General features: G+C 71.4%; 20 protein-coding genes. 6 read left to right on the forward strand and 14 right to left on the reverse strand.

Annotated features, from left to right (window positions below; genetic code table 11):
* Positions 1-91 precede the first annotated feature (91 nt).
* From DBP14_RS06855 to DBP14_RS06870, 4 genes are all read left to right on the forward strand, one after another.
* The gene (locus DBP14_RS06855; RefSeq protein WP_129306138.1) at positions 92-1,360 is read left to right on the forward strand and encodes a citrate synthase; all 1,269 of its coding nucleotides are present in this window, start codon (positions 92-94) and stop codon (positions 1,358-1,360) included.
* Positions 1,361-1,429: 69 nt separating this feature from the next.
* A complete protein-coding gene (locus tag DBP14_RS06860) occupies positions 1,430-2,371 on the forward strand; it encodes a sucrase ferredoxin (protein WP_129306139.1) in 942 nt (313 codons plus the stop codon).
* Between the two features lie 41 nt (positions 2,372-2,412).
* Entirely contained in the window at positions 2,413-4,197 is a 1,785-nt protein-coding gene (locus tag DBP14_RS06865) for a sensor histidine kinase (RefSeq protein WP_241740835.1), read from the forward strand.
* Positions 4,197-4,877 (forward strand): response regulator, encoded by a 681-nt coding sequence (locus tag DBP14_RS06870; protein ID WP_129306140.1) that lies wholly within the window; start codon positions 4,197-4,199, stop codon positions 4,875-4,877. Before DBP14_RS06865 ends, DBP14_RS06870 begins: the two co-directional genes overlap by 1 nt.
* Positions 4,878-4,947: 70 nt before the next feature.
* Here DBP14_RS06870 and DBP14_RS06875 read toward each other — a convergent pair whose 3' ends face one another.
* From DBP14_RS06875 to DBP14_RS06885, 3 genes are all read right to left on the reverse strand, one after another.
* Entirely contained in the window at positions 4,948-6,003 is a 1,056-nt protein-coding gene (locus DBP14_RS06875; RefSeq protein WP_129306141.1) for an ABC transporter substrate-binding protein, read from the reverse strand.
* A gap of 85 nt (positions 6,004-6,088) precedes the next feature.
* Complete coding sequence (locus tag DBP14_RS06880) at positions 6,089-6,952, reverse strand: ABC transporter permease (protein WP_129306142.1); 864 nt, start codon at positions 6,950-6,952, stop codon at positions 6,089-6,091.
* A complete protein-coding gene (locus DBP14_RS06885; RefSeq protein WP_129306143.1) occupies positions 6,942-7,757 on the reverse strand; it encodes an ABC transporter ATP-binding protein in 816 nt (271 codons plus the stop codon). Before DBP14_RS06885 ends, DBP14_RS06880 begins: the two co-directional genes overlap by 11 nt.
* Positions 7,758-7,916: 159 nt before the next feature.
* On the opposite strand from DBP14_RS06885, the gene DBP14_RS06890 reads away from it, so the two are divergent.
* Positions 7,917-8,609, forward strand: a complete 693-nt coding sequence (locus DBP14_RS06890; protein ID WP_129306144.1) for a response regulator — start codon at positions 7,917-7,919, stop codon at positions 8,607-8,609.
* A 37-nt stretch (positions 8,610-8,646) separates the two neighbouring features.
* Here DBP14_RS06890 and DBP14_RS06895 read toward each other — a convergent pair whose 3' ends face one another.
* The 6 genes from DBP14_RS06895 to DBP14_RS06920 form a co-directional block, all read right to left on the reverse strand.
* Positions 8,647-10,239 (reverse strand): cation acetate symporter, encoded by a 1,593-nt coding sequence (locus tag DBP14_RS06895; RefSeq protein WP_129306145.1) that lies wholly within the window; start codon positions 10,237-10,239, stop codon positions 8,647-8,649.
* Positions 10,236-10,784, reverse strand: coding sequence for a DUF485 domain-containing protein (locus DBP14_RS06900; RefSeq protein ID WP_129306146.1), 549 nt, complete (start codon positions 10,782-10,784; stop codon positions 10,236-10,238). Before DBP14_RS06900 ends, DBP14_RS06895 begins: the two co-directional genes overlap by 4 nt.
* 77 nt (positions 10,785-10,861) lie before the next feature.
* On the reverse strand, positions 10,862-11,545 hold the full coding sequence (locus DBP14_RS06905; protein ID WP_129306147.1) for a response regulator transcription factor: 684 nt from the start codon (positions 11,543-11,545) through the stop codon (positions 10,862-10,864).
* Positions 11,542-12,693 carry a histidine kinase gene (locus DBP14_RS06910; RefSeq protein ID WP_129306148.1) on the reverse strand — a complete coding sequence of 384 codons (1,152 nt, stop codon included), beginning with the start codon at positions 12,691-12,693 and terminating at the stop codon, positions 11,542-11,544. The genes DBP14_RS06905 and DBP14_RS06910 overlap by 4 nt, the downstream gene beginning before the upstream one ends.
* Positions 12,690-13,211, reverse strand: a complete 522-nt coding sequence (locus tag DBP14_RS06915; protein WP_129306149.1) for a DUF1453 family protein — start codon at positions 13,209-13,211, stop codon at positions 12,690-12,692. The genes DBP14_RS06910 and DBP14_RS06915 overlap by 4 nt, the downstream gene beginning before the upstream one ends.
* A 587-nt stretch (positions 13,212-13,798) precedes the next feature.
* Positions 13,799-15,922: a DNA topoisomerase IV subunit B gene (locus DBP14_RS06920; RefSeq protein ID WP_129306150.1), complete on the reverse strand. Its 2,124-nt coding sequence runs from the start codon at positions 15,920-15,922 to the stop codon at positions 13,799-13,801.
* 438 nt (positions 15,923-16,360) lie between these two features.
* Between DBP14_RS06920 and DBP14_RS06925 the strand changes: the two genes are divergently transcribed.
* The gene (locus DBP14_RS06925; protein ID WP_030735014.1) at positions 16,361-16,591 is read left to right on the forward strand and encodes a hypothetical protein; all 231 of its coding nucleotides are present in this window, start codon (positions 16,361-16,363) and stop codon (positions 16,589-16,591) included.
* 120 nt (positions 16,592-16,711) lie between these two features.
* Here DBP14_RS06925 and DBP14_RS06930 read toward each other — a convergent pair whose 3' ends face one another.
* The 5 genes from DBP14_RS06930 to DBP14_RS06950 form a co-directional block, all read right to left on the reverse strand.
* On the reverse strand, positions 16,712-17,572 hold the full coding sequence (locus DBP14_RS06930) for a serine protease (protein ID WP_129306151.1): 861 nt from the start codon (positions 17,570-17,572) through the stop codon (positions 16,712-16,714).
* A gap of 121 nt (positions 17,573-17,693) precedes the next feature.
* On the reverse strand, positions 17,694-19,235 hold the full coding sequence (locus DBP14_RS06935) for an RNA polymerase sigma factor (protein ID WP_129306152.1): 1,542 nt from the start codon (positions 19,233-19,235) through the stop codon (positions 17,694-17,696).
* Positions 19,236-19,716: 481 nt separating this feature from the next.
* A complete protein-coding gene (locus DBP14_RS06940) occupies positions 19,717-20,604 on the reverse strand; it encodes a FadR/GntR family transcriptional regulator (RefSeq protein WP_129306153.1) in 888 nt (295 codons plus the stop codon).
* A 162-nt stretch (positions 20,605-20,766) separates the two neighbouring features.
* Complete coding sequence (locus DBP14_RS06945; RefSeq protein WP_129306154.1) at positions 20,767-23,508, reverse strand: ATP-binding cassette domain-containing protein; 2,742 nt, start codon at positions 23,506-23,508, stop codon at positions 20,767-20,769.
* A 133-nt stretch (positions 23,509-23,641) separates the two neighbouring features.
* Positions 23,642-24,400: an NUDIX hydrolase gene (locus tag DBP14_RS06950; RefSeq protein WP_129306155.1), complete on the reverse strand. Its 759-nt coding sequence runs from the start codon at positions 24,398-24,400 to the stop codon at positions 23,642-23,644.
* Positions 24,401-24,444 lie beyond the last annotated feature (44 nt).

Here is a 24,444-nt window from a genome sequence, read left to right on the forward strand (position 1 = left end):
AGGAGCGGGCGCCCCCGGTCCCGCCCGGGGCGCTCACCCACGCGTATCCGGCGGTCCGGCGACGTGGGAGACGGCCGCTACGGTGAGGCCCATGCGCGATCACGAACCCGTTGCCGGTCGCCCCGGGCGGAGGCTGACCACCAGGGAGACGGCCGAGCTGCTCGGTGTGAAGCCGGAGACGGTGTACGCCTATGTGAGCCGCGGGCTGCTCGGCAGCAGGCGCGAACCCGGCGGGCGGGCCAGCACCTTCGACGTACGGGAGGTCGAGGCGCTCGCCCGGCGCAACCGGCGCGACGCCGCGGGGACCCCCGGTTCTGGCGGCGAGTTGTCCGTCCGGACGCGTCTCACGCTGATCGACGGTGACCGGTACTACTTCCGTGGTGTCGACGCCACGGAACTGGCCGTACGTCACTCCTACGAGGAGGTCGCGGAGTGGCTCTGGACGGGCCGGCCGGCCCCCGGCGCGACGTTCACCGCGCCCGGCACCACGGTCGCGCTCGCCCGGCACGCGGTGGACGCCCTGCCCGAGCACACCTCGCCCACCGACCGGCTCCGGGTCGCGACGATCGCCGCTGCGGCCGAGGACCCCCTGCGTTTCGACCTGTCGGAGGAGGCTGTGCTGAACACCGCGCGGGTCCTCATCCCGACCCTGGTCGCGGCGCTGCCGCCGGCCCGGCCGGGCCACCGGGACGAGGGCTCCCTGGCCCGCCGCCTGTGGGGGCGCCTGAGCGGGCGGCCCGTCGACGAGGACTGCCTGCGCGTCCTGGACACCGCCCTCGGCCTGCTCACCGATCACGACCTGGCGGCCTCCACGCTCGCGGTGCGGGTCGCGGCGTCGGCCCGCGCGCACGCGTACGCGGCCGTGTCGGCCGGGCTCGGCGTGCTGGAGGGCCCTCTGCACGGCGCCTCCAGCGGTCTGGCCCACCGGCTGCTGCTGGACGTCCTCGACCGGGGCACGGCCGTTCCGGTGATCGCGGACGAGCTCCGTGCCGGGCGCCGCATCCCCGGGCTCGGCCACCGGCTCTACACCGGGGAGGATCCCCGCGCGCGCGTGCTGTTCGGCCTCCTGGAGCAGGTCCCGCGCGCGGAGCCCGCCCTGCTGGCAGCTCGCGACATCGTCGCCACCACCGCCCGGCACACCCCGCTGCACGCCAACGTGGACCTGGCGCTCGCCGTGTTCACCGTTTCCTGCGGCATGCCCGCCTCGGCGGGCGAGACGATCTTCGCCGTGGCCCGTACGGCGGGCTGGATCGCCCATGCCCTGGAGGAGTACGGCGAGCGGCCCCTGCGCATGCGTCCCAGCGGCCACTACGTCGGCCCGCGCCCGCCGCAGCCCCTGCCGTACCAGGCCCCGCACTGAGGGCGGCGCCGGTGAGACACGACCGCGGCCGGAAGTCACCGCGCCCCGGGGCAGGTTAGGCTCGCCTGTGTGAGTAGGTGTACGACCGTCTCCCGGAGCCTTGACGAGCCCGTTTCCGGCACGGCGGCCACGGCGGCGACGTGGCTGCTCCTCGAACAGCCGGGACCCTGGGGTGCCAAGGCGCTCACTTCGAGCCATCTCGACCCCGCGCTGGGCCGGGCGCTGGAGGCCGCCGCCGAGGGGACGGGCGTACGCGTCGCGCTCGTCCGGCGCCCCGGCCGTCACGCCGACCCCGGCCGGCCCTCCGTCCGGCACGTGTACGCGGCGCACTGCGTCCCCGGGAACGTCTGGCTGCACAGCGCCACCACCCGTGACCCGTACGCCCTGCTCGACCTGGACCTCGCGGGGCTCGGCGCGGGTGACCCGCGTTCCTTCGGCACGGTCCTCGGCGGCCGGCGGCACCCGGACGGTCCCCTCGCACTCGTGTGCACCAACGGCAAGCGGGACCGCTGCTGCGCCCTGCTGGGCCGGCCGCTCGCCGACGAGCTGTCCACGTCCGGCGCGCACGACGTGTGGGAGGTCACCCATCTGGGCGGTCACCGGTTCGCGCCGACGGTGCTCGTGCTGCCGTACGGCTACGCGTACGGCCGCGCCGACGTCCGCACGGTCGAGGCGGCGCTGCGCGGCGCGCTGGAGGGCCGCGTGGTCCTCGACGGGTGCCGGGGCTGCTCCGCGTGGGAACGACCCGGCCAGGCGGCCGAGCTGGCGGTCCGCTCGACGGCGCGCGAGGACGCTGCCGGTGCGCTGAGTGTCGTACGGACCGAGGGCGGCGCACCGCGCTGGCAGGTCACCGTCGCCCACGCCGACGGCCGCCGCTGGCGGGTCACCGTCGTCCAGGGCGCGTCCCTGCCGCCGCGCCCGGAGAGCTGCGGGGCGGCGGTCCTCGGGACACCGGCGCGGATGGACGTGGTGGCCGTCCGGGAGGTACGGCCGACGGCTCTGGCGAGCTGACTGCTGGAGGGCTCCGGGCCGGTACACGTACCGTCTTGGGTATGAGCCCCAGTCCCCCCGCCCGCCGTCTGCGCCTCGGGCTGCCCCGCCGGGTCTTCTCCCAGGTGCTGCTGATGCAGCTGACGATCGCCGCGGGAGTCGCCGTGCTCGCGACCGGCCTGTTCCTGGCGCCGCTGAGCAAGCAGCTCGACCAGGAGGCCGAGCACCGGGCGCTGGCCATCGCGCAGACCACGGCGCAGGACCCGCAGATCGCCGAGGGCGTGCTGACCACGCCGCCGACCGCGAGCGGGCCGGTGCAGAAGGAGGCCGAACGGATCCGCAAGGCCACGCGCGCGGAGTACATCGTGGTGCTGGACCGGCACAAGCTGCGCTGGTCGCACCCCACGCTCTCGAACATCGGCAAACCCGTCTCCACGAGCCCGGAGGAAGCGCTCAAGGGCCATGAGGTCATGGAGATCGACAAGGGCACCCTGGGACGCTCGGCGCGCGGCAAGGTGCCGCTGTACGACGCCCGTCACCGGATCATCGGCGCGGTGTCCGTGGGCATCGCCTACGACAGCGTGCGGGCGCGGCTGATCAGCGCGATCCCGGGACTTCTCGCGTACGCCGGCGGCGCTCTGGCGGTGGGCGCGCTGGCGGCGTGGCTGATCTCCCGCCGGGTGCAGCGGCAGACCCGGGACCTGGCCTTCTCCGACATCTCGGCGCTGCTCGCGGAGCGCGAGGCGATGCTGCACGGCATCCGGGAGGGCGTGGTCGCCCTGGACCGCGGCGGCCACATACGCCTCCTCAACGACGAGGCACGGCGGCTGCTGGGCATCGGCGACGAGGCCGTCGGCCTGCCGCCGGACGAGGCCCTGGGCGAGGGCCGTACGACGGACGTCCTGGCCGGCCGGGTCACCGGCACCGACCTGCTCACGGTGCGCGGCCACCGGGTGCTGATCGCCAACCGGATGCCCACGGACGACGGCGGCGCCGTGGCCACCCTGCGGGACCGCACCGAACTGGAGCAGCTGGGCCGGGAACTCGATTCCACGCGCGGGCTCATCGACGCCCTGCGCGCCCAGGACCACGAGCACGCCAACCGGATGCACACCCTGCTCGGACTGCTGGAACTGGAGATGTACGACGACGCGGTGGAGTTCGTCGGCGAGGTGGTCGGCGACCACCGGGTCACCGCCGAGCAGGTCACCGAGAAGATCCACGACCCGCTGCTGGCCGCCCTGCTGGTGGGCAAGGCGACCGTGGCCGCCGAACGCGGCGTGGCCCTGTGGGTGTCGGAGCGCACCCGGCTCCCGGACCGGCTGATCGACCCGCGGGGGCTGGTGACGGTGGTGGGCAACCTGGTGGACAACGCCCTGGACGCGGTCGCGGCCACCCCGCACGCGCGCGTGGAGGTCGAGTTGCGCGCCGAGGGGCGCACGGTGGTGCTCAGGGTGAGCGACACGGGCCCCGGGATCCCGGAGGAGCAGCGGGAGCTGATCTTCACCGAGGGGTGGTCCACCAAGAAGCCGCCGGCCCACGGCAAGCGCGGCATAGGGCTTTCGCTGGTGCGCCGGCTGGCGGAGCGCCAGGGCGGGAGCGCGACGGTGGGCGCGGCGGACGGCGGCGGCGCCGAGTTCACGGTCGTCCTGCCCGAGGCGCTGACCGAGCCGGAGCTGCAGCCGGTGCTGACGGCGCACGAGCCGGGTGGTGTGCCGGGTGCCGGGCTCGGGGCTGGGGCCGGTGCTGGTGGGGCTGGCGCCGGTTCCGGTGCAGGTGCCGGTTCCGGTGGCGTGGCGGGTGCCGGGCCGGTGGCCGGGGCCGTCGTCGCCGAGGAGGAGGTGTGATGATCGAGGTCCTGGTCGTGGACGACGACACCCGGGTCGCCCGGGTCAACGCCGCCTACGTGGAGAAAGTGCCCGGATTCCACGTGGCCGGCGAGGCGCACAGCGCGGCCGAGGCGCTGGACCGGATGGAGACACTGCCGCACCTCGACCTGGTGCTGATGGACCACTATCTGCCCGACGACACGGGCCTCGCGGTCGTACGGGAGATGCGCCGGCGCGGCCACCAGACCGACGTGATCATGGTGACCGCGGCCCGGGACGTCTCCACGGTCCAGTCAGCGATGCGGCACGGGGCGCTGCAGTACCTGGTGAAACCGTTCGCCTTCGCGGGACTGCGGGCCAAGCTGGAGGCGTACGCCCGACTGCGCCGGACCCTGGACGGCGGTGGCGAGGCGGAACAGGCCGAGGTGGACCGCATCTTCGGGGCGCTGTCCGCGTCGTCGGAGCCAGGGCTGCCCAAGGGGCACTCCCCCACCACGGCGCAGCTGGTGCGCCAGGCGCTGATGAACGGCGAGGGGCCGCTGTCCGCCCAGGAGATCGCCGAACGCACCGGGCTGAGCCGCCAGACCGCCCAGCGCTACCTGAAGCTCCTGGAGCGCACGGGACGGGCCCGGCTGACCCTGAAATACGGCGACGCGGGCCGCCCGGAACACCGTTACGTGTGGGCGACCCGCGCCTGAGCGGGCTTCGAACCGGCTTCGCGGCGGCCCGGCCGGCCGCGGCTACTTGGCCGCGCCTACTTGGCCGCGGCTACTTGGCCGCGTCGACGAACTCCGTCGTGTACGTCTTGCTGAGGTCCACCTTGGCGTTCTTGATGTTCGGGTTGAACGCCTTGAGGACCTTCTCGACGGTCTGCGGCCCGTTCTGGGGCATCACGCCGTCGTCGGTGAACATCGGCAGGGTGCTCTTGATCGACTCCGCGTAGAGCTTCTTGTTGCCCTGCGAGTAGTCGGCGGGCATCTTGGCCGCGATCTCGGACGCGCTGTGCGTGGACATCCACTTGAGCGTCTTGACGAACGCGTTGACCAGCTTCTGGACGGTCTCCTTGTGCCCGTTCACCCAGTCCGTCTGCATGTACAGACTGGACGACGGGTACGGGCCGCCGAGCGCCTTCTGCGAGCCCTCGGGCGTCCGCATGTCGAGGAGGACCTTGCCGGCCTTTTTGTCCAGGATCGTGGCGACGGTCGGGTCGGTCGTCATACCGGCGTCGATCGAGCCCTGCTGCAGCGCCGCGATGAACGTCGGCCCCGCTCCCACGGCGACCGGGGTGAAGTCGCTGACCTTCACGCCGTTCTTGACGGCGAGGTACTTGGTCAGGAAGTCGGTCGAGGAGCCGAGACCCGTGATGCCGAGCTTCTTCCCCTTGAAGTCCTCGGGCGAGGAGATGCTCCCCGACTGCTTGGCGGAGACGACCTCCACCTCGCCGGGCGCGTGCGAGAACTGCACAACGGACTCCACGGACTTGCCCTTGGTCTGCAGGTCGAGGGTGTGGTCGTAGAAGCCGACCGCGCCCTGGACCTGGCCGGAGACGAGCGCGGTCTCGGCCTGGACACCGGCGGGCTCGCTGAGCAGCTCCACGTCGAGGCCCTCGGAGTCGAAGTAGCCGAGCCGCTGGGTCAGCATCGCCGGCATGTAGATGACCTTGTCCAGGCCGCCGACCATGATCTTGACCTTCGTGCCCTTGCCGTCACCCTTGCTGCCGGCGGTGGAGGTGCTGCTCGCCGCGTCGTTGGCGCAGGCGGTCAGCGAGGAGAGGGCGAGCAGTCCGGAGGCGGCGAGCGCGGCGTATCTGGCGGTCTTGCGCATGACGGTTCACGTCCTTGTGGGAGAGCGGGGCGGGAAGGGGGTGTCTGGGAACGCTCGGCCTCGGGCGGCCGGGTGCGGGCCGGGCTCAGTGGCCGGAGTTAGCCGGCTTCCACCGGAAGACGCGGTGCTCGGCGAAGGTCAGCAGGCCCTCGGCCAGGAGGGCGACGACCGCGAGGATGACCATCGCGGCGTAGACGCCGGCGGCGTTGAAGGTGCCCTGCGACGCGGCGACGAGCAGGCCGATGCCCTTGGTGGCGCCGATGTACTCGCCGACGATGGCGCCGATCAGGGCGAAGCCGAAGCTGATGTGAAGGCTGGTGAAGATCCAGGAGGTCGCCGAGGGGACGACCACCTGCAGCGTCACCCTGCGATCACTCGCGCCGAGGATGCGGGCGTTGGCCACCAGGTTGCGGTCGACCTCACGGGCGCCCTGGAAGGCGTTGAAGAACACCGGGAAGAACACCAGCACCACGGCCGAGGCGACCTTGGAGGCGGGGCCGAGCCCGAACCAGATCACGAAGATCGGGGCCAGGACGATCCTGGGGAGGGAGTTGAGCACCTTGATGAACGGGCCGAGGACCTCCGCGAGGAAGGTGATCCGCCCCAGCGCGATACCGAAGACCACACCGGCGACCACGCCGAGGACCCAGCCGAGCAGAGCCTCCTGCAAGGTGGCCCAGATCTGCTCGCCCAGCGAGCCCTGGGCCGTTCCGTGCATCACCCAGGTGGAGATCTGGTCCCAGATCTTCGAGGGCATCGAGAAGTTGAACGGATCGATGATCTTCGCGCGGGAGAGCCACTCCCACAGCCCGAGGAAGGCCACGAGGACCAGGGCGCGGGTCGCGTTGACGACGACCTTGTGCCGGCGTGCGGCACGCGCGCGTGACTGTGCGCGGTCGGGGGTCTTGACGGTGTCGACGACGGGCGTGCTGAGAACCTCAGGCGACATGGGCGGCACCTCTTTCACGGGTGATGCGGACCTCTTCGCCGAGGGACTCCCAGATCTCGCGGTAGATCTCGATGAACCGCGGCTCCAGGCGGACGGACTCGACCTTGCGCGGCCGGGGCAGGTCGATGTCGAAGACCTGCTTGACGGTCGCCGGGCCGGCGGTCATCACGACGACCTTGTCGGCCAGCGCGATGGACTCCTCCAGGTCGTGGGTGACGAAGACGACGGACGCGCCCGTGCCCTCCCACAGCTCCAGCAGCTCGTCCGACATCAGCGCCCGGGTCTGCACGTCGAGCGCGGAGAACGGCTCGTCCATCAGCAGGATCTCGGGGTCGTTGACGAAGGTGGCGGCGAGAGCGACACGCTTGCGCTGGCCGCCGGAGAGCTGGTGCGGATAGCGGTCCTCGAAGGCGGCGAGGCCGACGCGGGCCAGCCACTCGCGGGCCCGCTCCTTGGCCTCGGCCTTGGGCACGCCGCGGAAGCGTGGCCCGGCCATGACGTTGGACAGGACCGTGCGCCAGGGGAAGGTGGCGTCCTGCTGGAAGACGAAACCGACCTTGTCGCCGACGCCGTCGACCGGTTCGCCGGCCACCAGCACCTCGCCCTCGGTGGGCTCCTCCAGACCGCTGACCAGGGTCAGTGTGGTGGACTTGCCGCAGCCGGTGGGTCCGACGACGGCGACGAACTCACCACGCCGGACGGTGAGGTCCAGACCGTGCACGGCCGTGTGCAGACCCCCCGACGGGGTCTTGAAAATCTTGCTCGCGCCCCGGAGCTCGATGGCGGGGCTGGTGTCTGCGCTCATGGCCCGGGACGGTAGATGTGGCCCCCGCCACAGCAGCAGTCTTGTGAGCACATGCCGTTCTTTTGCTCGCAAGAGCCTGTTGTGCTCATTCTGCTCGGGTTACAACTGCGGAGCCGAAACACGGGCCAAGCGCTCGCCGGCCTTGTGAGGAGAGGCCCGATGATTGACGTCCTGGTGGTGGACGACGACTTCCGCGTCGCCGAGATAAACGCCAAGTACGTGGGAAAGGTTCCCGGCTTCCGGGTCACCGCCCGCGCGCACAGCGCTGCCCAGGCGCTGGCCGCCGTCGAACGCCACTCGGTCGACCTCGTGCTGCTCGACCACTACCTGCCCGACGAGACCGGCCTGGACCTCGTGCACCGCATGCGCGAACACGGCCACGGCACCGACGTCATCATGATCACCGCGGCCAGCGACGTGACGACCGTCCAGAAGGCGATGCGCCTGGGCGCCCTGCACTACCTGGTCAAACCCTTCACCTTCGCCGCGCTGCGCACCCGTCTGGAGTCCTACGCGGCGCTGCGCCGCACCGTCGACCGGGTCGGCGGCCGCGGACTCACCGGCCAGGAGCAGGTCGACCGCATCTTCGGCGCCCTGCGGACGGCCCCCGCGCCCTCGGCCCCCGGCCTGCCCAGCGGCCACTCGGAACCCACCACGGATCTCATCTGCGACGTCCTGCACCGGGCCGAGCACCCCCTGTCCGCCCACGAGGTGGCCGCCGAGACCGGCCTGAGCCGCTCCACCGCCCAGCGCTACCTCCGCCACCTGGAACAGGCGGGCCGCTTGCGCCTGTCCCTGAAGTACGGCGACACCGGCCGGCCGGAACACCGCTACGCGTGGGTGGCGCCCTGAGCGGGCGACCGCCGTGGCAGCGTCGGGGACCGCGGGACTACGCGGCTCCGGCGCCGGTCAGCGAGCGCACCTCGGTCTCCGCGTACTTGGCCTCGTCGGCGGCCTCGTCCGAGGTGAGCGTGCCGAGCCAGCCGGCCAGGAAGCCGAGCGGAATCGAGACGATGCCCGGGTTCTGCAGCGGGAAGTACTGGAAGTCGACCCCCGGGAACAGCGAACCCGGGCTGCCCGAGACCACCGGGGACAGCACCACCAGCCCCAGTGCCGGGATCAGCCCGCCGTATACGGCCCACACCGCGCCGCGCGTCGTGAAGCCCCGCCAGAACAGCGAGTAGAGCAGCACCGGCAGATTCGCGGACGCGGCCACGGCGAAGGCGAGCCCGACCAGGAAGGCCACGTTGAGGTCGCGGGCCAGCAACCCGAGCGCGATCGCGACGACACCGATACCGACCGCCGCCCACCGCGCCACCGCCACCTCGCTACGGGCCTTGGAGTCCGGCCTCCGCAGCGACGCGTACAGGTCGTGGGCCACCGACGCCGACGAGGCGAGCGTGATCCCGGCGACCACCGCGAGGATGGTGGCGAAGGCCACTGCGGCGACGACCGCGAACAGCACCGTGCCTCCCGTTGATCGCGCACCGCCGCCCAGGTCGAGGGCGAGCAGCGGCACCGCGGTGTTCCCGGCCGCGTTGGAGGCACGCACCGCCTCGGGACCCACGATCGCGGCCGCGCCGAACCCGAGGACGATCGTCATCAGGTAGAAGCCGCCGATCAGGCCGATGGACCACACCGCCGAGCGGCGGGCCGCCCGTGCGGTCGGCACGGTGTAGAAGCGCGAGAGGATGTGCGGCAGCCCGCCCGTGCCCAGTACGAGCGCGAGACCCAGACTGATGAAGTCCAGGCGCGCCGTCCAGCTCCCGCCGTACTTCAGGCCCGGTGCCAGAAAGGCGCTCCCGTGTCCGCTGCGCTGTGCGGCGGTGACCAGGAGCCGGTCGACATCGCCGTGGAAGCGCACCAGCACCAGCACGGTCAGCGCGATCGTCCCGCTGATCAGCAGGACCGCCTTGACGATCTGGATCCAGGTGGTGGCCCGCATCCCGCCCAGCGACACATAGACCACCATGAGCGCGCCGACCCCGATGACCGTCCACGCCTGGGCCGCCCCGCTCGTCCGCCCCAGCAGCAGCGCCACCAGGCTGCCCGCGCCCACCATCTGCGCCACCAGATAGAGCACGGACACGGTGACCGAAGACGTGCCCGCAGCGATGCGCACCGGCCGCTCGCTCATCCGCGCGGCCACCACGTCCGCCAGGGTGAACCGCCCACAGTTGCGCACCAGTTCCGCCACCAGGAACAGCACCAGCAGCCAGGCCACGAGGAAGCCCACCACATAGAGCAGCCCGTCGTAGCCGTACAGCGCGATGAGTCCGGTGACGCCCAGGAAGGACGCGGCCGACATGTAGTCACCGGAGATGGCAAAACCATTCTCCATCGGAGAGAAGAGCCGGCCGCCGGCGTAGAACTCCTCGGCCGACCCACGCCGGTTACGGCTCACCCACGTGGTGATGCCCAGCGTCACGGCCACGAAGCCGCTGAACAGCACCAGCGCCAAGGCCTGGTGATGCCCAGTCACGAGGAACCTCCGCCGACCCCGCGCGTCATCTCCTGCGTGTCCCAGCGCAGTTCCAGCGCGGCCCGGTCCCGGCGCAGCCGCGCGTGCCGGACATAGGCCCAGGTCAGCAGAAACGTGGTGAGGAACTGGCCGAGCCCCGCGAGCAGCGCCACGTTCACCGCCCCGGCGACGGGCCGGGCCATCAGCCCGGGCGCCGTCGTCGCGGCGACCACGTACGCGACGTACCAGGAGAGGAAGAGGACGGCACCCGGCACCACGAATCCGCGGTACCGCGAGCGCACCTCCTGGAAGGCCTCACTGCGCTGCACTTCCAGGTATACGTCGCGGGCGCGTACGACCGTTTCCCCCGCCTCCCCTCTCGGGAAGGGCACGGCCGGCGCCGAGGTTCCGGTGCCGGCGGCCTCGCCCCATCCGGAGGCGAGCGCGTCGTACCAGGGATCCTCGTACCTCACCTCGCGGGAGGCCGCGGCCCGGTCGTCGTGGTTGCCGGCGGGGCTCTCGGGACTGTCACCGGCTCCGCGGGAACGGCCGTTGTTCGAGTGCATGCCCAAGGATGGACAGACCGGAAGATCCCCGACTCTTCTTCCCTCAGGTCTTCACCCCATCAGGTGACCTCGGTGACTCACTCCCCGGAGGGCCGCACCAGCCCCTTCGCATACGCGTAACGCACCGCCTGCGCCCGGTCCTTGAGGCCCGTCTTGGCGAACAGGTTGTTGATGTGGGTCTTGACGGTCGCCGTGGACACATGCAGCCGCTGGGCGATCTCCTGGTTGGTGAGGCCGTCCGCGATCAGCACCAGGACCTCGGTCTCCCGCGCGGTCAGCCCGTCGGGCGGTTCGACGGCCGCCGGTCCGGGCTCGGGCTCCGACAGCCGTTCCAGCAACCGGCGCTGGACACTCGGCGCCAGCCCGGCCTGCCCGGACAGAACGCTGTGCACGGCCCGCACGATCTCGTCGCCGCCCGCGTCCTTGGTGAGATATCCGCGAGCCCCGGCGTGCAGCGCGGGAAACAGCGATTCGTCGTCCGCGTACGTGGTCAGCACCACGACCTGGGTTCCCGGATACTGCGACCGGATCCGCCGCGTCGCCTCCACCCCGTCGCAGCGGGGCATCCGCAGGTCCATCAGCACCACGTCCGGAGCGAGGTCGGCGACCAGCCGCACCGCCTCCTCACCGTCGCCCGCGGAACCGACGACCTCGACTCCCTCCAGCAGACCGAGCAGCATCACGATGCCTTCCCGGACCACGGTCTGGTCGTCGGCGACCACCACCCGCGCCGGCTTCCCCTCCTCCTTCGTTTCCGTCATACGGGCACCTTCAGCGTCACCACGAACCCCTCCTCCTCCGGTCCCGCGTCCAGTGAACCGCCCAGCAGTTCGGCGCGCTCCCGCATCCCCAGCAGACCGTACCCGCCGCCGGCCCCGGTGAGTTCGCCCGGCCGGCCACCCGAGTCCCGTACGTTCAGCATCACCTGGTGATCGCTGTAGTCGAGCCGCAGCTGGACCTTGGCCCCTTGCGCGTGCTTGCGGACGTTCGTCAGCGCCTCCTGCGCCACCCTGCGGACCGCCTGGGACGCCTCGGCCGGCAGGGGCCTGCGCTCACCCGTGACGGTGACCTCCGCACCGGCGGCCTCGCTGACGAGCTCGCTCAGGAAATCCTCGAGCGGTGTCAGCTCACCGCGCAGCGCGGACAGTGCCTGCCGCGTCTCGGTGAGCCCGTCGCGGGCCATGCCCCGGGCGGCGACCACCCTTTCGAGGATCTGCTGCCGGTCGGCCCCGCGCTCGATCAGCAGCCGCGCCGCCTCCAGGTGCACCAGTTGCGCCGACAGGCTGTGGGCCAGCACGTCGTGGATCTCGCGCGCGATCCTCGCCCGCTCCGCCAGCGCCGCGGACTCCGCCTCGGCGGCCCGGGCCGCCCGCTCCTGGGCGAGCAGCCGCTGCGCGCTCCCCCGGGCCTCCGCGTCCAGCCGCAGCACGTATCCGGCGAGAGCCATGCCCGCCGCGGTGGCGGCGGTGGTCAGCCACACGTCGTTGTTGAACGCGGAGAACGACGCCAGCGCCACCGACGTCACGGGAAGCGCTGCCCCGAGCGGCAGCCGTTCCAGCGCGGTGATACCGCAGCCGCACCAGATCACCAGCGCCACCACCCTGAATCCGGTGGCCTGTGCCGCGACCGCGATAGCCAGCAGCACGCTGACGCACACCAGAGAGGGCACCAGCCGGTGCTGGTAGGTGGTACGGAAGAAGGCCCAGGAGACCGCGCCGGCCAGAAGGACTCCCGCCCCGGCCAGGATTCCGGCCCAGATGCCGACGCGGTTCTGGCTGAAGGTGCCCCACAGGAGCATCCCGAGGGCCAGCATCCGGACGGCCCAGCCGATCATTCTCCGGACCCGGGCGATCCCTTCGCTGCCGAGCGCTTCGCGCGACGGCCAGCGCGTCCAGGCGTTCTCCGTCACACGAACTCCTTCCGGGTGGCCGGCATGGCGTCACCGTACGCCGAGACCGAGGGGCTCACGTCGTCGAGCGACCGCGCCCGCCAGGTCAGGACGCCGGAGCGGACGAGCAGGGTGCCGGCGAGGCCGAGCATCAGGGCGGAGCTGTCCTGGTGGATCCCGAGGGCCGCCCCGAGGGCGAAGACGCCGACCCGCAGGGCTATGCCGGCGGCCCACACGGCGCCGCTCGCCTTGCTGCTCCTGGTCCACACGGACCCGTCCGGCTCCGTCCACACCCGCGTGGTCCACGCCCATCCGGCGCCCGTGCCCAGACCGATCAGCAGTTCCACGGCGAGCAGCACCGCGGACCCCGTGTGGTGATGGGCGTCGAGTATGCCGGGCTCGCGCAGCGCGACGACGGCGAGGACGGCGGGCAGCACCCACCAGCGCCGGTCGGTGTCGATCGGGCGCGCGCGGAACTGTCGTGCGATCACTAGGGCGGCGACGATCACGATCACCAGCGCATTGACGAGCCCGGGCATCAGAGCCTCCGTGAGCGGGGAAGGAATGTCGGAGCCGAGCGCTGCCGACGCCTTCGACGTTACGGAAATCCACGGTCCAGGAGATCGGAGCGGGGGTGGATCACGGGTGGAAACCCGAGCCCCGACGGTCTCCACCCACGGGTGGAGAAACGCGGGGTCGCACCGGCGAGGGGGCGCGGCTGCCCAGCCCACGGGCCTTCCGGGGCGGAGGGAGTGGCTCCCTCGGCTGTTCATCAGCGGAGGAGCGGCTCCGCCGGTTCGACGGACGAGGGGGCAGGGGCAGGGGCAGGGGCAGGCTGGAGGGGCGACGGGTACCGCGGAGCCGTGGGCGAGGCCGCGTGCATGTGGTGCGGAAGCCCGCCCACTCCGCCGGGCGGCCGAGCCGCAGCGCCGCATGCCTGGCCGGCCGCCGACTCGGCACCTCACCGGCCCGGCAGCGCACCGGCGTGCGGCTCGCCCGGGACGCCCCGCCCGCCCTCGGCGACCACACCGCACTCGGCCGTCCCCGGGCCCGTACCCGGCCATCCCCGGTCGAGCCGCCGTACCCGGTCGCAGCCGCCCTGTCCGGCCCCAGCCGAGCGCAGCGGCTACGCGTCGATGCGGGACCGGTCCAGGGTGGCCGCCGAGCTGGAGATGAACTCCTTGCGCGGCGCCACGTCGTTGCCCATCAGCAGATCGAAGACCTGCTCGGCGGCCTCCAGGTCGGCGAGGTTGATGCGGCGCAGGGTGCGGTGGCGGGGGTCCATCGTGGTCTCGGCCAGCTGGTCGGCGTCCATCTCACCGAGGCCCTTGTAGCGCTGGATGGAGTCCTTGTACCGGATGTTCTTGCTCTGGAGCTCCATGAGCTTGTCGCGCAGCTCGCGGTCCGAGTACGTGTAGACGTACTTGTCCTGGCCCTTCTTCGGCTGGATCAGCTCGATGCGGTGCAGCGGCGGCACGGCGGCGAAGACCCGGCCGGACTCGACCATCGGCCGCATGTACCGCTGGAACAGCGTGAGCAGCAGGCAGCGGATGTGAGAGCCGTCCACATCGGCGTCGGTCATCATGATGATCTTGCCGTAGCGGGCCTGGTCGATGTCGAAGGTGCGGCCCGAGCCCGCTCCTATGACCTGGATGATCGCGCCGCACTCGGCGTTCTTGAGCATGTCGGTCACCGACGAGCGCTGCACGTTGAGGATCTTGCCGCGAATGGGCAGCAGCGCCTGGAACTCGGAGTTGCGCGCCAGCTTCGCCGTACCGAGCGCGGAGTCGCCCTCGACGATGAACAGCTCGCTGCGGTCCACGTCGTCGCTGCGGCAGTCCGCGAGCTTGGCGGGCAGCGAGGAGGACTCCAGAGCGGTCTTCCGGCGCTGGGCGTCCTTGTGCTGGCGGGCCGCGACGCGGGTGCGGGCGGCGGCCACCACCTTCTCCATGATCACCCGGGCCTGGGCGGCCGCGTCCCGCTTGGTGGACGTCAGGAACGCCTTCAGTTCCTTGGTGACCACGTTGTTCACGATGCGGCGGGCCGCCGAGGTGCCGAGGACCTCCTTGGTCTGCCCCTCGAACTGCGGCTCGGAGAGCCGCACGGTGACGACGGCGCTGAGGCCTTCCAGGGCGTCGTCCTTGACCACGTTGTCCTCGGCGACGCGCAGCAGCTTCTTGGCGCGGAGCACCTCGTTCATGGTCTGGGTGAGGGCCTGCTCGAAGCCGGCCACGTGCGTGCCGCCCTTGGGCGTGGCGATGATGTTGACGAACGACCGCAGGGTGGTGTCGTAGCCGGTGCCCCAGCGCAGCGCCACGTCGACACCCAGTTCGCGGGTGACCTCCTTGGGCGTCATCTGGCCGTGTTCGTCCAGGACGGGGACGGTCTCCTTGAAGGTGCCCTGTCCGGAGAAGCGGAGGATGTCGCAGACGGCCTTGTCGCGCGCCAGGTACTCGCAGAACTCGCTGATGCCGCCGTCGAAGCGGAAGGACTCCTCGCCCTTGCTGCCGCCCTCACCGAGGCCGAACTCGTCCCGGACGACGATGGTGAGGCCGGGGACCAGGAACGCGGTCTGGCGGGCGCGCTGGTGCAGGTTCTCCAGGGAGAGCTTGGCGTCCTTCAGGAAGATCTGCCGGTCGGCCCAGTAGCGCACGCGCGTGCCGCTGCGGGTCTTGGGCACCTTCTTGGTCTTGCGCATGCCGCTCTTGGCCTCGAACTTCGCGTCCGGGCCGGCCGCGGCGAAGGCGCCCGGGACGCCCCTCCGGAAGCTGATGGCGTGGGCATGGCCGGCCCGGTCGACCTCGACGTCCAGGCGGGCGGAGAGCGCGTTGACCACCGAGGCACCGACGCCGTGCAGGCCGCCGGAGGCGGCGTAGGAGCCGCCGCCGAACTTGCCGCCCGCGTGGAGCTTGGTCATGACGACCTCGACACCGGACAGGCCGGTCTTCGGCTCCACGTCCACGGGGATGCCGCGGCCGTTGTCCCGCACCTCCACCGAGCCGTCGTCGTGGAGGATCACCTCGATGTGGTCGCAGTAGCCGCCCAGGGCCTCGTCCACCGCGTTGTCGATGATCTCCCACAGGCAGTGCATCAGACCGCGGCTGTCGGTCGAGCCGATGTACATGCCAGGGCGCTTGCGCACGGCTTCGAGGCCCTCAAGGACGAGCAGGTGCCGCGCGGTGTAGTTGGAACCGTCCCGGTCTGCTCCTGCCAGCAGCGCTGTGGACGGCACGGACGTATCGGCGGTCACGCGGTTCGCTCCTCGCTGAATTTCAGGTGACCCCCTACTGGGTAAGGGGATGGCGTCGGTTGCCGCTCAGAGGGTACCGAGGCCTGGTAGAGCCGTTGTAACGCCACCCTCGTCGAGAACTCAGACTAGTCCAGCGTCGCATGGATGTTCGATCCCTCGTAGGAGTGAAGTACACATCACGTTCCCTTGGAGGCATGAACCATTTAGGCTCCGGGCACGTCCTCATGAACAACCGGCAACCCCGCCGGGAGGACTGAAACGAAGACAGCGCGAAACCGTAAGTACACAAGAGACGCACTACGGCACATTCGCCGCCAACCGGCAGCAGACAGCCGCCCCGAAAGATTTTTTCGAGGAAAAGCCACGAGCGGGAACGTTTTCGGGCTGGTTGGATGTTGACCCTGGTACGACAGCTCGTCGAGCTAGAGAAGAGGCGACGTGACTACTGTTCTGACCCCCGCGAGCCCACTGACGGCCGCCGATCGCTGCGACCGCTGCGGCGCCCAGGCATACCTGCGCGTCGTCCTGCTGAGCGGCGGAGAACTGCTCTTCTGTGCCCACCACGGGCGCAAGTTCGAGCCGGAACTCAAGAAGATCGCCGCTGAGATACAGGACGAGACGGAGCGGCTCACGTCCGTTCCGAACACCGCCTCCGAAGAAGAGCGCTGAATCTCGCACCTACGACGAGCCAGCCCCGGCACAGGCCGGTGAACGGGCGGTCGCTCCTTCCGGGGAGCGGCCGCCCGTAGCTCTTGCCTCGGGGCCCTTCAGAAGGGCCCTTCGTGGCCCTCAGGTGACGCTGCCGGCCCCCTTCAGCGCCTGTACGACGTCCGACACCCGCGTGTAGACGCCGGGGTAGCCCGGCCGCCCGCAGCCGCTGCCCCAGGACACCAGCCCGATCAGCCGTCCGCCGGCGACGAGCGGGCCTCCGCTGTCTCCCTGGCAGGCGTCGGGGCCACCCGCGGCCTTTCCGGCGCACAGCATGGTGTCGGCCCGGTAGGTCCCGTCGGAGCTTCCCTGGTAGGCACGCTCGCACAGGTCGTCGGAGAGCACGCTCACGTGGGCGGCGTGGAGCCGGCGCGCGTAGGCGCCGCCACCGGTCGTGTCACCCCACCCGGACACCAGGGCCGCCGTGCCCGGGGCGTAGGCCGCGTCGCCCGGGCCCGCCATGGTCACGACCGCGCTCTCGGGCAGCGGCTCGGCCAGGGTGAGCAGGGCGAAGTCGCCCGAGTTGTGAGCGGCGTCGTAGGCCGGATTGACGCGCGCGTCACGCACGGCGATCTCCTGCCCGTCGCTGCCCAGCAGGTCCGTACGGCCCGCGATGACCTTCAGGTCGCGCGCCTGGTTGGGAGGCGCCCCCAGCACATCGGTGGCCAGACAGTGGGCCGCGGTGAGCACGGTGGTCCGCGCGATCGCCACACCCCCGCAGAACTGCCCCGCCCGCGTACCCCCGAACCGGTCACGGCTGCTCAGCGCGACGGTCCAGGGGGCCTGCGAGATGTCTATCGGAAACCCCCCGACGACAACGCCGTCGACGGCCGCCGGAGCGCTGCCGGCGGCCGCGGGAGCCGCGCCGGCCAGTGGTATCGCGGCCATGACGGCCGCCAGAGCCAGCGGCCGGACCAGGGTGCGGGCAAGGGAACGACGCATACAGGATCCTCACTCTCGGTGGTGCTGGGAAACCCAGAGTGATCCACGACGCCGCCTCGCGCAGCACGAAGGCCCGGCCCCCGAAAGGGGAACCGGGCCTTCGCCGTCGTAGGGCCGCGGCCTAGTCGAGGTAGTCGCGCAGGACCTGGGAGCGCGACGGGTGGCGCAGCTTCGACATGGTCTTGGACTCGATCTGGCGGATGCGTTCACGGGTCACGCCGTAGACCTTGCCGATCTCGTCGAGGGTCTTCGGCTGGCCGTCGGTGAGACCGAAACGCATGGAGACGACGCCGGCCTCGCGCTCGGACAGGGTGTCCAGGACGGAGTGCAGCTGCTCCTGCAGGAGCGTGAAGCTGACGGCGTCGGCCGGGACGACGGCCTCGGAGTCCTCGATGAGGTCACCGAACTCGCTGTCGCCGTCCTCGCCCAGCGGGGTGTGCAGGGAGATGGGCTCGCGGCCGTACTTCTGGACCTCGATGACCTTCTCCGGGGTCATGTCGAGTTCCTTGGCCAGCTCCTCCGGGGTGGGCTCGCGGCCCAGGTCCTGGAGCATCTGGCGCTGCACGCGCGCGAGCTTGTTGATGACCTCGACCATGTGCACCGGGATACGGATGGTGCGGGCCTGGTCGGCCATGGCGCGGGTGATCGCCTGACGGATCCACCAGGTGGCGTACGTGGAGAACTTGTAGCCCTTGGTGTAGTCGAACTTCTCCACCGCGCGGATCAGACCGAGGTTGCCCTCCTGGATGAGGTCCAGGAAGAGCATGCCGCGCCCGGTGTAGCGCTTGGCCAGGGAGACCACCAGACGGAGGTTGGCCTCCAGGAGGTGGTTCTTGGCGCGTCGGCCGTCCTCGGCGATGATCTCCAGCTCGCGCTTGAGCTTCGGGGCGAGCTTGTCGGCGTTGGCCAGCTTGTCCTCGGCGAACAGGCCCGCCTCGATGCGCTTGGCGAGCTCGACCTCCTGCTCGGCGTTGAGCAGGGGGACCTTGCCGATCTGCTTGAGGTAGTCCTTGACCGGGTCGGCGGTGGCGCCCGCCGCGGCGACCTGCTGGGCCGGCGCGTCGTCCTCGTCCTCGTCGGAGAGCACGAAGCCCGCGCTCTCGGCACCCTCGGGCTCGTCGGCGGCCTTGGTCTCCTCGAGCGCCTCTTCCTCGATGACCTCGGCGTCGTCCTTCTTGCCGGCCGTCTTCTTGGCCGTGGCCTTCTTGGCGACGGTCTTCTTCGCGGTCGCCTTCTTGGCGGTCGTCTTCTTCGCCGCGGCCTTCTTGGCGGGCGCGGCTTCTTCGGCGGGGTCTACGGCCTCGGCGTCGGCGGGCGCGGCCGGGGCAGCCGCGGTGGCGGTGGCCTTCCGGGCGGCCACCGTCTTCGCGGCGACGGCCTTGGTGGCGGTGCGCTTCGCCGGGCTCTTCGCTGCGACGCTCTTTCGGGTGCGCTTGGGCTCTGCGGCACTGACCATCAGCGTCACACCCTCTTCCTCAAGAATCTGGTTGAGGCTGCGCAGTACGTTCTTCCACTGAGTGGCCGGAATCTGGTCAGCTTCGAAGGCCCGACGCACATCGTCGCCGGCGATCTGCCCCTCAGCCTTTCCCCGCTCAATGAGCGCCATGACAGAGACGGACTCGGCGATCTCCGGCGGGAGCGTACGGGATGTGCTGGCCGACACGAACAACCTCTCGGAACGTTGGAAAACGGCTTCCGGCCCCGTCCATGACGGACAGGAGCCGACCACCGGCCTGGGGATGGGCCGACGGAGCGGGCGGGGCCGGGAAGATGCACAGCGCCTTGCTCGGCGTCCGTATTCCCTCCGCGGCTGTCACCTCTTAGGTCATCGCACTGTCTCCGCGAGCGTTACGCCCAATCTGCGTGGCCCGAGTCACACCCCGTAAGCGGCCAAAATCGGTCAGATACGCTCAGATGAGATCACCCATACCCCGATCCGGGCCGCCCGGACACTTCTTCGGACCACGAGGCCCGCACTTCTCCGTACTACGACGGGCCCACCGGGACCCGTGGCGACTCGCCTGCCGACTCACACCGCCGGGCCCGGCCGGACCCCGCGGGATCCGACGAGGTCCGGCCGGTTCGGGTTCCCGGAGCCGCCGCGAGAACACCCCGCACTCACGATCGCACCGCCTTCGGCGCGGTCAGTGCTCGCGCGGGGCGGGGACCACCCGTTCCACCTCAGGGTGGACCGTGAGCAGTTGCCTCATGGCCGTCTCCGCCGCGGTGCCGTCGCCCGTGCCGAGCGCGTCGACGATCCGCGCGTGCTGCGCCAGGGACGCCTCGTTCGGCCGCTCACACCCCGTGACAGGACCGCCGGACACCTGGAGGGCCGCCGACACGATGCCGGACAGGTGCTCCAGCATGCGGTTGCCCGCGACCTGGATGAGCAGCGCGTGGAACTCGGCGTCGGCGCGCGAGAAGGTCAGCGCGTCGCCCTGGGCCATGGCGTGGCTCATGATCTCGACCATGTCACACAGACGCTGCTGCACCTCTTCGCGCCCGTGCCCGGCGGCCAGCCGGGCGGCGAGCGGCTCGATCGTCCACCGCAGCTCGCTCAGCTCGCGGCGCTGGTCGTCGCGCTGGGGGCCGAAGGCCCGCCACTCGATGATGTCCGGGTCGAGGAGGTTCCAGTCGCTGACGGGCCGCACGCGCGTGCCGACGTTCGGCCGGGCGCTCACGAGTCCCTTGGCCTCCAGCACACGGAGGGACTCGCGGACGACGGTGCGGGACACCTCGAAGCGCTGGCCGATCTCCTCAGGGACCAGCGGGCGGTCCGCCCCAAGGTCGCCGGAGACGATCATCTGACCCAGCTGCTGGACGAGTTGACCGTGCAGGCCGCGGCCGCGGTTGCCCGCGGTACGCCGGCCCACCCGGCCGAGTTCGGGTTCCCCTCCGTCCCAGACGGGCGCTCCGACGCGATCGGGCAGCGGCGCCTCCGCGTAGGGGTAGCGGTCGAGTTCGCCCGGGCCGGACAGACCGGAGTCGGCGGAGCGGGCGGCGGTCATCATGGTGTGCGCAAGGGTACTCACGCATCCTTTGTCGGCGTCGTCTCCAACTCCCTTGAGGGCTTTGGTGAAAAGCACACGAAAGGGTGATCGCTCACCCCATCGCAATTGACGCCTTATCGGAAAGAAATGGCCGCTCTTCGGGAAGTTGTGCGCACGCGAGGACCGGAAGCGTCCGGGAGCCTCTCATCGCGCCCGCGCGCGGAGCGTCGTGAACAGGTACGCGCACAACAGGGCAGTCAGGGACAACGTCAGGGCGCCCCCCACGGGTTGGGCGATGATCCGGACCAGTCCGGCCAGGTAACGCTCACCCCCGAAGGGCCACTGCGACAGCAGGACCTCGCGGGTCCGCAGCGAGAATCCGGCCGCGTCCCGCACCGCTGATCCCTTCAGCACCGTGTGCACCAGGGGTACGACGACGACGGGTACGGCGAGTACGGCGGCCAGGCCGGCCATGGTGGACCGGAAGACACCCGCCGCCAGCACACCGGCCCAGGCACAGCCGAGTACCAGCCCGAACCAAGCGGCGGTCAGCGAGAGCCAGTCCGTGGGAACCTGCGTCGTCTCCCGTCCGTATACGAGGTAGAGCACTTCGGCGTCGCAGCCCACGGTGAGGAAGGCGAGCAACAGGGCGGTGGCTCCGCAAACGGCGAGCTTCGCGGTGAGCAGGCCCAGTCTTCGGGGCACCGTGCCGCGATCCGCCGCCAGGGCGGGGTGGCGGAACTCGTCTCCGAAGGCCAGTGCGCCCAGCAGCCCGGCCACGAGTGCCGTGGGCGGCAACGGCAGTTCCCGCGGCCAGGCCGCGAACAGCCGCGCCTGCGGGGTGTGCCCGAGACGTGCCAGGAGTACGGCGGTGAGCGCGGACACCGCCAGGGCGGCGCCGCAGGCCAGGAATCCGGTGCCGATCCCCCCGGCGCGCCGGAGTTCGTAGCGCAGCGGGCGGAGCGGGCTGGGGGCGGGACGCACGGAGATGGGGGGTGGAAGGGCGGACAGGGGGTCGACGCGCGATGCGGGTCCGGCCGGCCGGGGTGACCGGGGCGACTCGGGCCGGGGGGCGCTGGGTCCGGGGGCGCTGGCGGGTTCCGGGGTGCCGACGGGGTGCGGGGTACCGGCGGGCCCCCGAGCGCCGGCGGGGTGCAGATTCGGGGCCGGGTGCGGGTCCGCCTGCGGGCTCGGCTCCCGGTGCGGGTTCGGGTGCGTGTGCGCGTCCGAGGAGCGGAGCGGGGAGGTGGGGAGCTCGACGGAGGCCGGGCTCGGCGGGGCTGGGGTGAGGGCGGCACGGTGCCCTGTTCCAGATCCGTGAAGGGGCCCCGTTTGTGAGCCGGGACGTTTTTCCACCTCGGTGCCGGGGTTGTGTCCGGCCTGAATGCTGGGGCGGTGCCCTGCCTCGGTGCCGGGGTGGCGGCCGGGTCGGGGGCCGAACGCGGACTCGTCGCTCGCGGAGGGCGCCTTCGCGGCGCGGGAGGCGTCGCGGAGTTTTGCCGTCTTCTCGGCGTCGGGCTCGTCGGCGCACAGTGCGAGCACGACGGCGAGGGTGTCGTCCTCGGGTTCCGGCCGGGTGTTCTGGGAAGGCCGGGGGCCGGGCTGCGGTTCGCTCTGACCGGCTGATTCGCTCTGGTCGGGCGATTCACCGGCGGTGGCTGTGGATGTCCGGGAGGACTCACCTGGCGCGTCCTGGCCGGCTTCGGGATGCCGGTCCTGGGCCTTGACGGCCGAGATGGCAGATCTGGTTCCCTCGGCGGCCGCCGGACCGGGCACGACGGGCGCGGACCGCTTCATCGGCCGGGTCTGCGGCTCGGCAGCCGGTGCGGGCGTTGCGGCGGCGGGCCGCTCCTCCTGCCGCTCGTGCCCTTCCGGCCGCTCATCGCCATCCCCCCGCCGCTGCCCCGCCGAGGGACCCGGGACTGCCCGCGCGGACCGCGCCGCCGCGGATTCCTTCTTCCGCTGGGGGCGCTCCCCCGCAGCCCGAGTCGTCTCGCCGGCCGGCACGTGCGCCGCGGCACGGGCGATACGGCTGGGCTCTGCGCCGCCCTCCGCTTCCGTTCCCGAGGCCGGGCCCATATCGCCGACTTCGTCAGCGAGTTGGTGGACGAGGATGCCATTACGGAACGCGATCTCGCCGACGTCGGCGGTCGTACTGCCGTACACGGAGAGGCGGTTGCCACCCTCTCGCACCACTTCGACGGAGCGGCGGCCGGCACGAGCCTCCTTGGCCAGCAGGGCTGCCAGACGGGCCGCGTGAGGACTGCGCACCGCCACACGGGGGCGGAGTCTGGTACGGGCGAACTCCTTGCCTTCCTGGTCGGCGAGCAGCCTGCCACCGTCGAGTGTGACGACCCGGTCGGCGGTGCGCGCGGCCTCTTTGGGGTCGGCCGTCGTGAACAGCACCGTGCCGCCCTGCTGGGCGTGGGCACGCAGCATCCCGTGCAGCCAGCGCTGCTCGCGGGGAGAGAGTCCCTCTGTGGGTTCGTCCAGGACCAGGGTGTGCGGGTCGGGCAGCAGGGTGCAGGCGAGACCGAGTCGGCGGTCCATGCCACGCGACAAGGTGCCGACGCGCTCCTCCCGGAAGCTGGCGAGACCGACCACTTCGAGGACCTCGTCGGCGCGGCGGACGGGAACGCCCGCCGCGGCACAGAGCATCCGCAGATGGCCGCGGACCGAGCGGGCCGGATGCCCGGGTACATCGCCGAGCAGGACGCCCACCTCGCGCGACGGATGGGCGATCCGGTGCAACGGCCGCCCTCTGAAGTAGGCGGTGCCCCGGCCCTGTTGGAGTTCGAGCATCAGTCTGAGCGTCGTCGTCTTACCCGCGCCCACCGGCCCGAGCAGCGCGGTGACATGGCCGGCGCGCGCCTCGAAGGAGACGTCGTCGACGGCGGGCGGGTGCGCCTTGCGGGGATTGCTGGTCAGTCCGAAGGCCTCGATCACCTGCAGCAAGATAGCGTGCGGTGTCCGTTTTTTCCCTGTATAAGGCGTCTTGTCCGCGAGTGGCGCGCCTACCGACGCCGCGAATGTCCGCCATTCGACGGACCACGCCGCAGCCGGCCCGGCGCCCTACGGGTCACACCTCGGGTCGGAGCATCGGCGGGTTGAGCAACGTGGCTCCACCCGCCCGGAAGAGCTGAGCCGGACGACCACCTTGCCGCGTGGTCGTACCGCCGGTGGGGACGAGGAATCCGGGCGTGCCGGTGACCTTGCGATGGAAGTTCCGGGGGTCGAGCGCTACGCCCCACACCGCCTCGTAAACCCGCCGCAGTTCCCCCACGGTGAACTCGGGCGCGCAGAAGGCGGTGGCCAGCGACGAGTACTCGATCTTCGAGCGGGCCCGCTCGACCCCGTCCGCGAGGATCTGTGCGTGGTCGAAGGCGAGCGGCGCCACCGGCTCGCTGTCGCGGCCGTAACCGCCCTGCTGGAGCAGTTCTTCGACCGGTGCCCAGCGTGCGTTGCTCGCGTCACCGCCGGCCCTGGGAGCGGGCAGGTCGGGGGCGAGCGCGAGGTGCGCGACGCTGACGACGCGCATCCGCGGGTCCCGCTTCGGGTCCCCGTAGGTGGCGAGCTGTTCCAGGTGTGCACCGTTGTCCTGGACGGGCGTCGCGGTGTCGTGGGCGCGCAGCCCCGTCTCCTCGGCCAGCTCACGCGCCGCCGCCTGGGACAGATCCTCGTCGGGCCGCACGAAACCCCCGGGCAGTGCCCAGCGACCCTGGAACGGGGACTCACCCCTGCGTACTGCCAGCGCGCAGAGCGCATGGCGGCGCACGGTCAGCACGACCAGGTCCACGGTGACGGCAAACGGCGGGAAGGCTGACGGGTCGTAGGGCATGCCGCGATCATAGTCGTCTGCCTGACGATAAACACTCCCTTCGT

It is taken from the genome of Streptomyces sp. L2, from assembly GCF_004124325.1.
GTDB lineage: Bacteria > Actinomycetota > Actinomycetes > Streptomycetales > Streptomycetaceae > Streptomyces.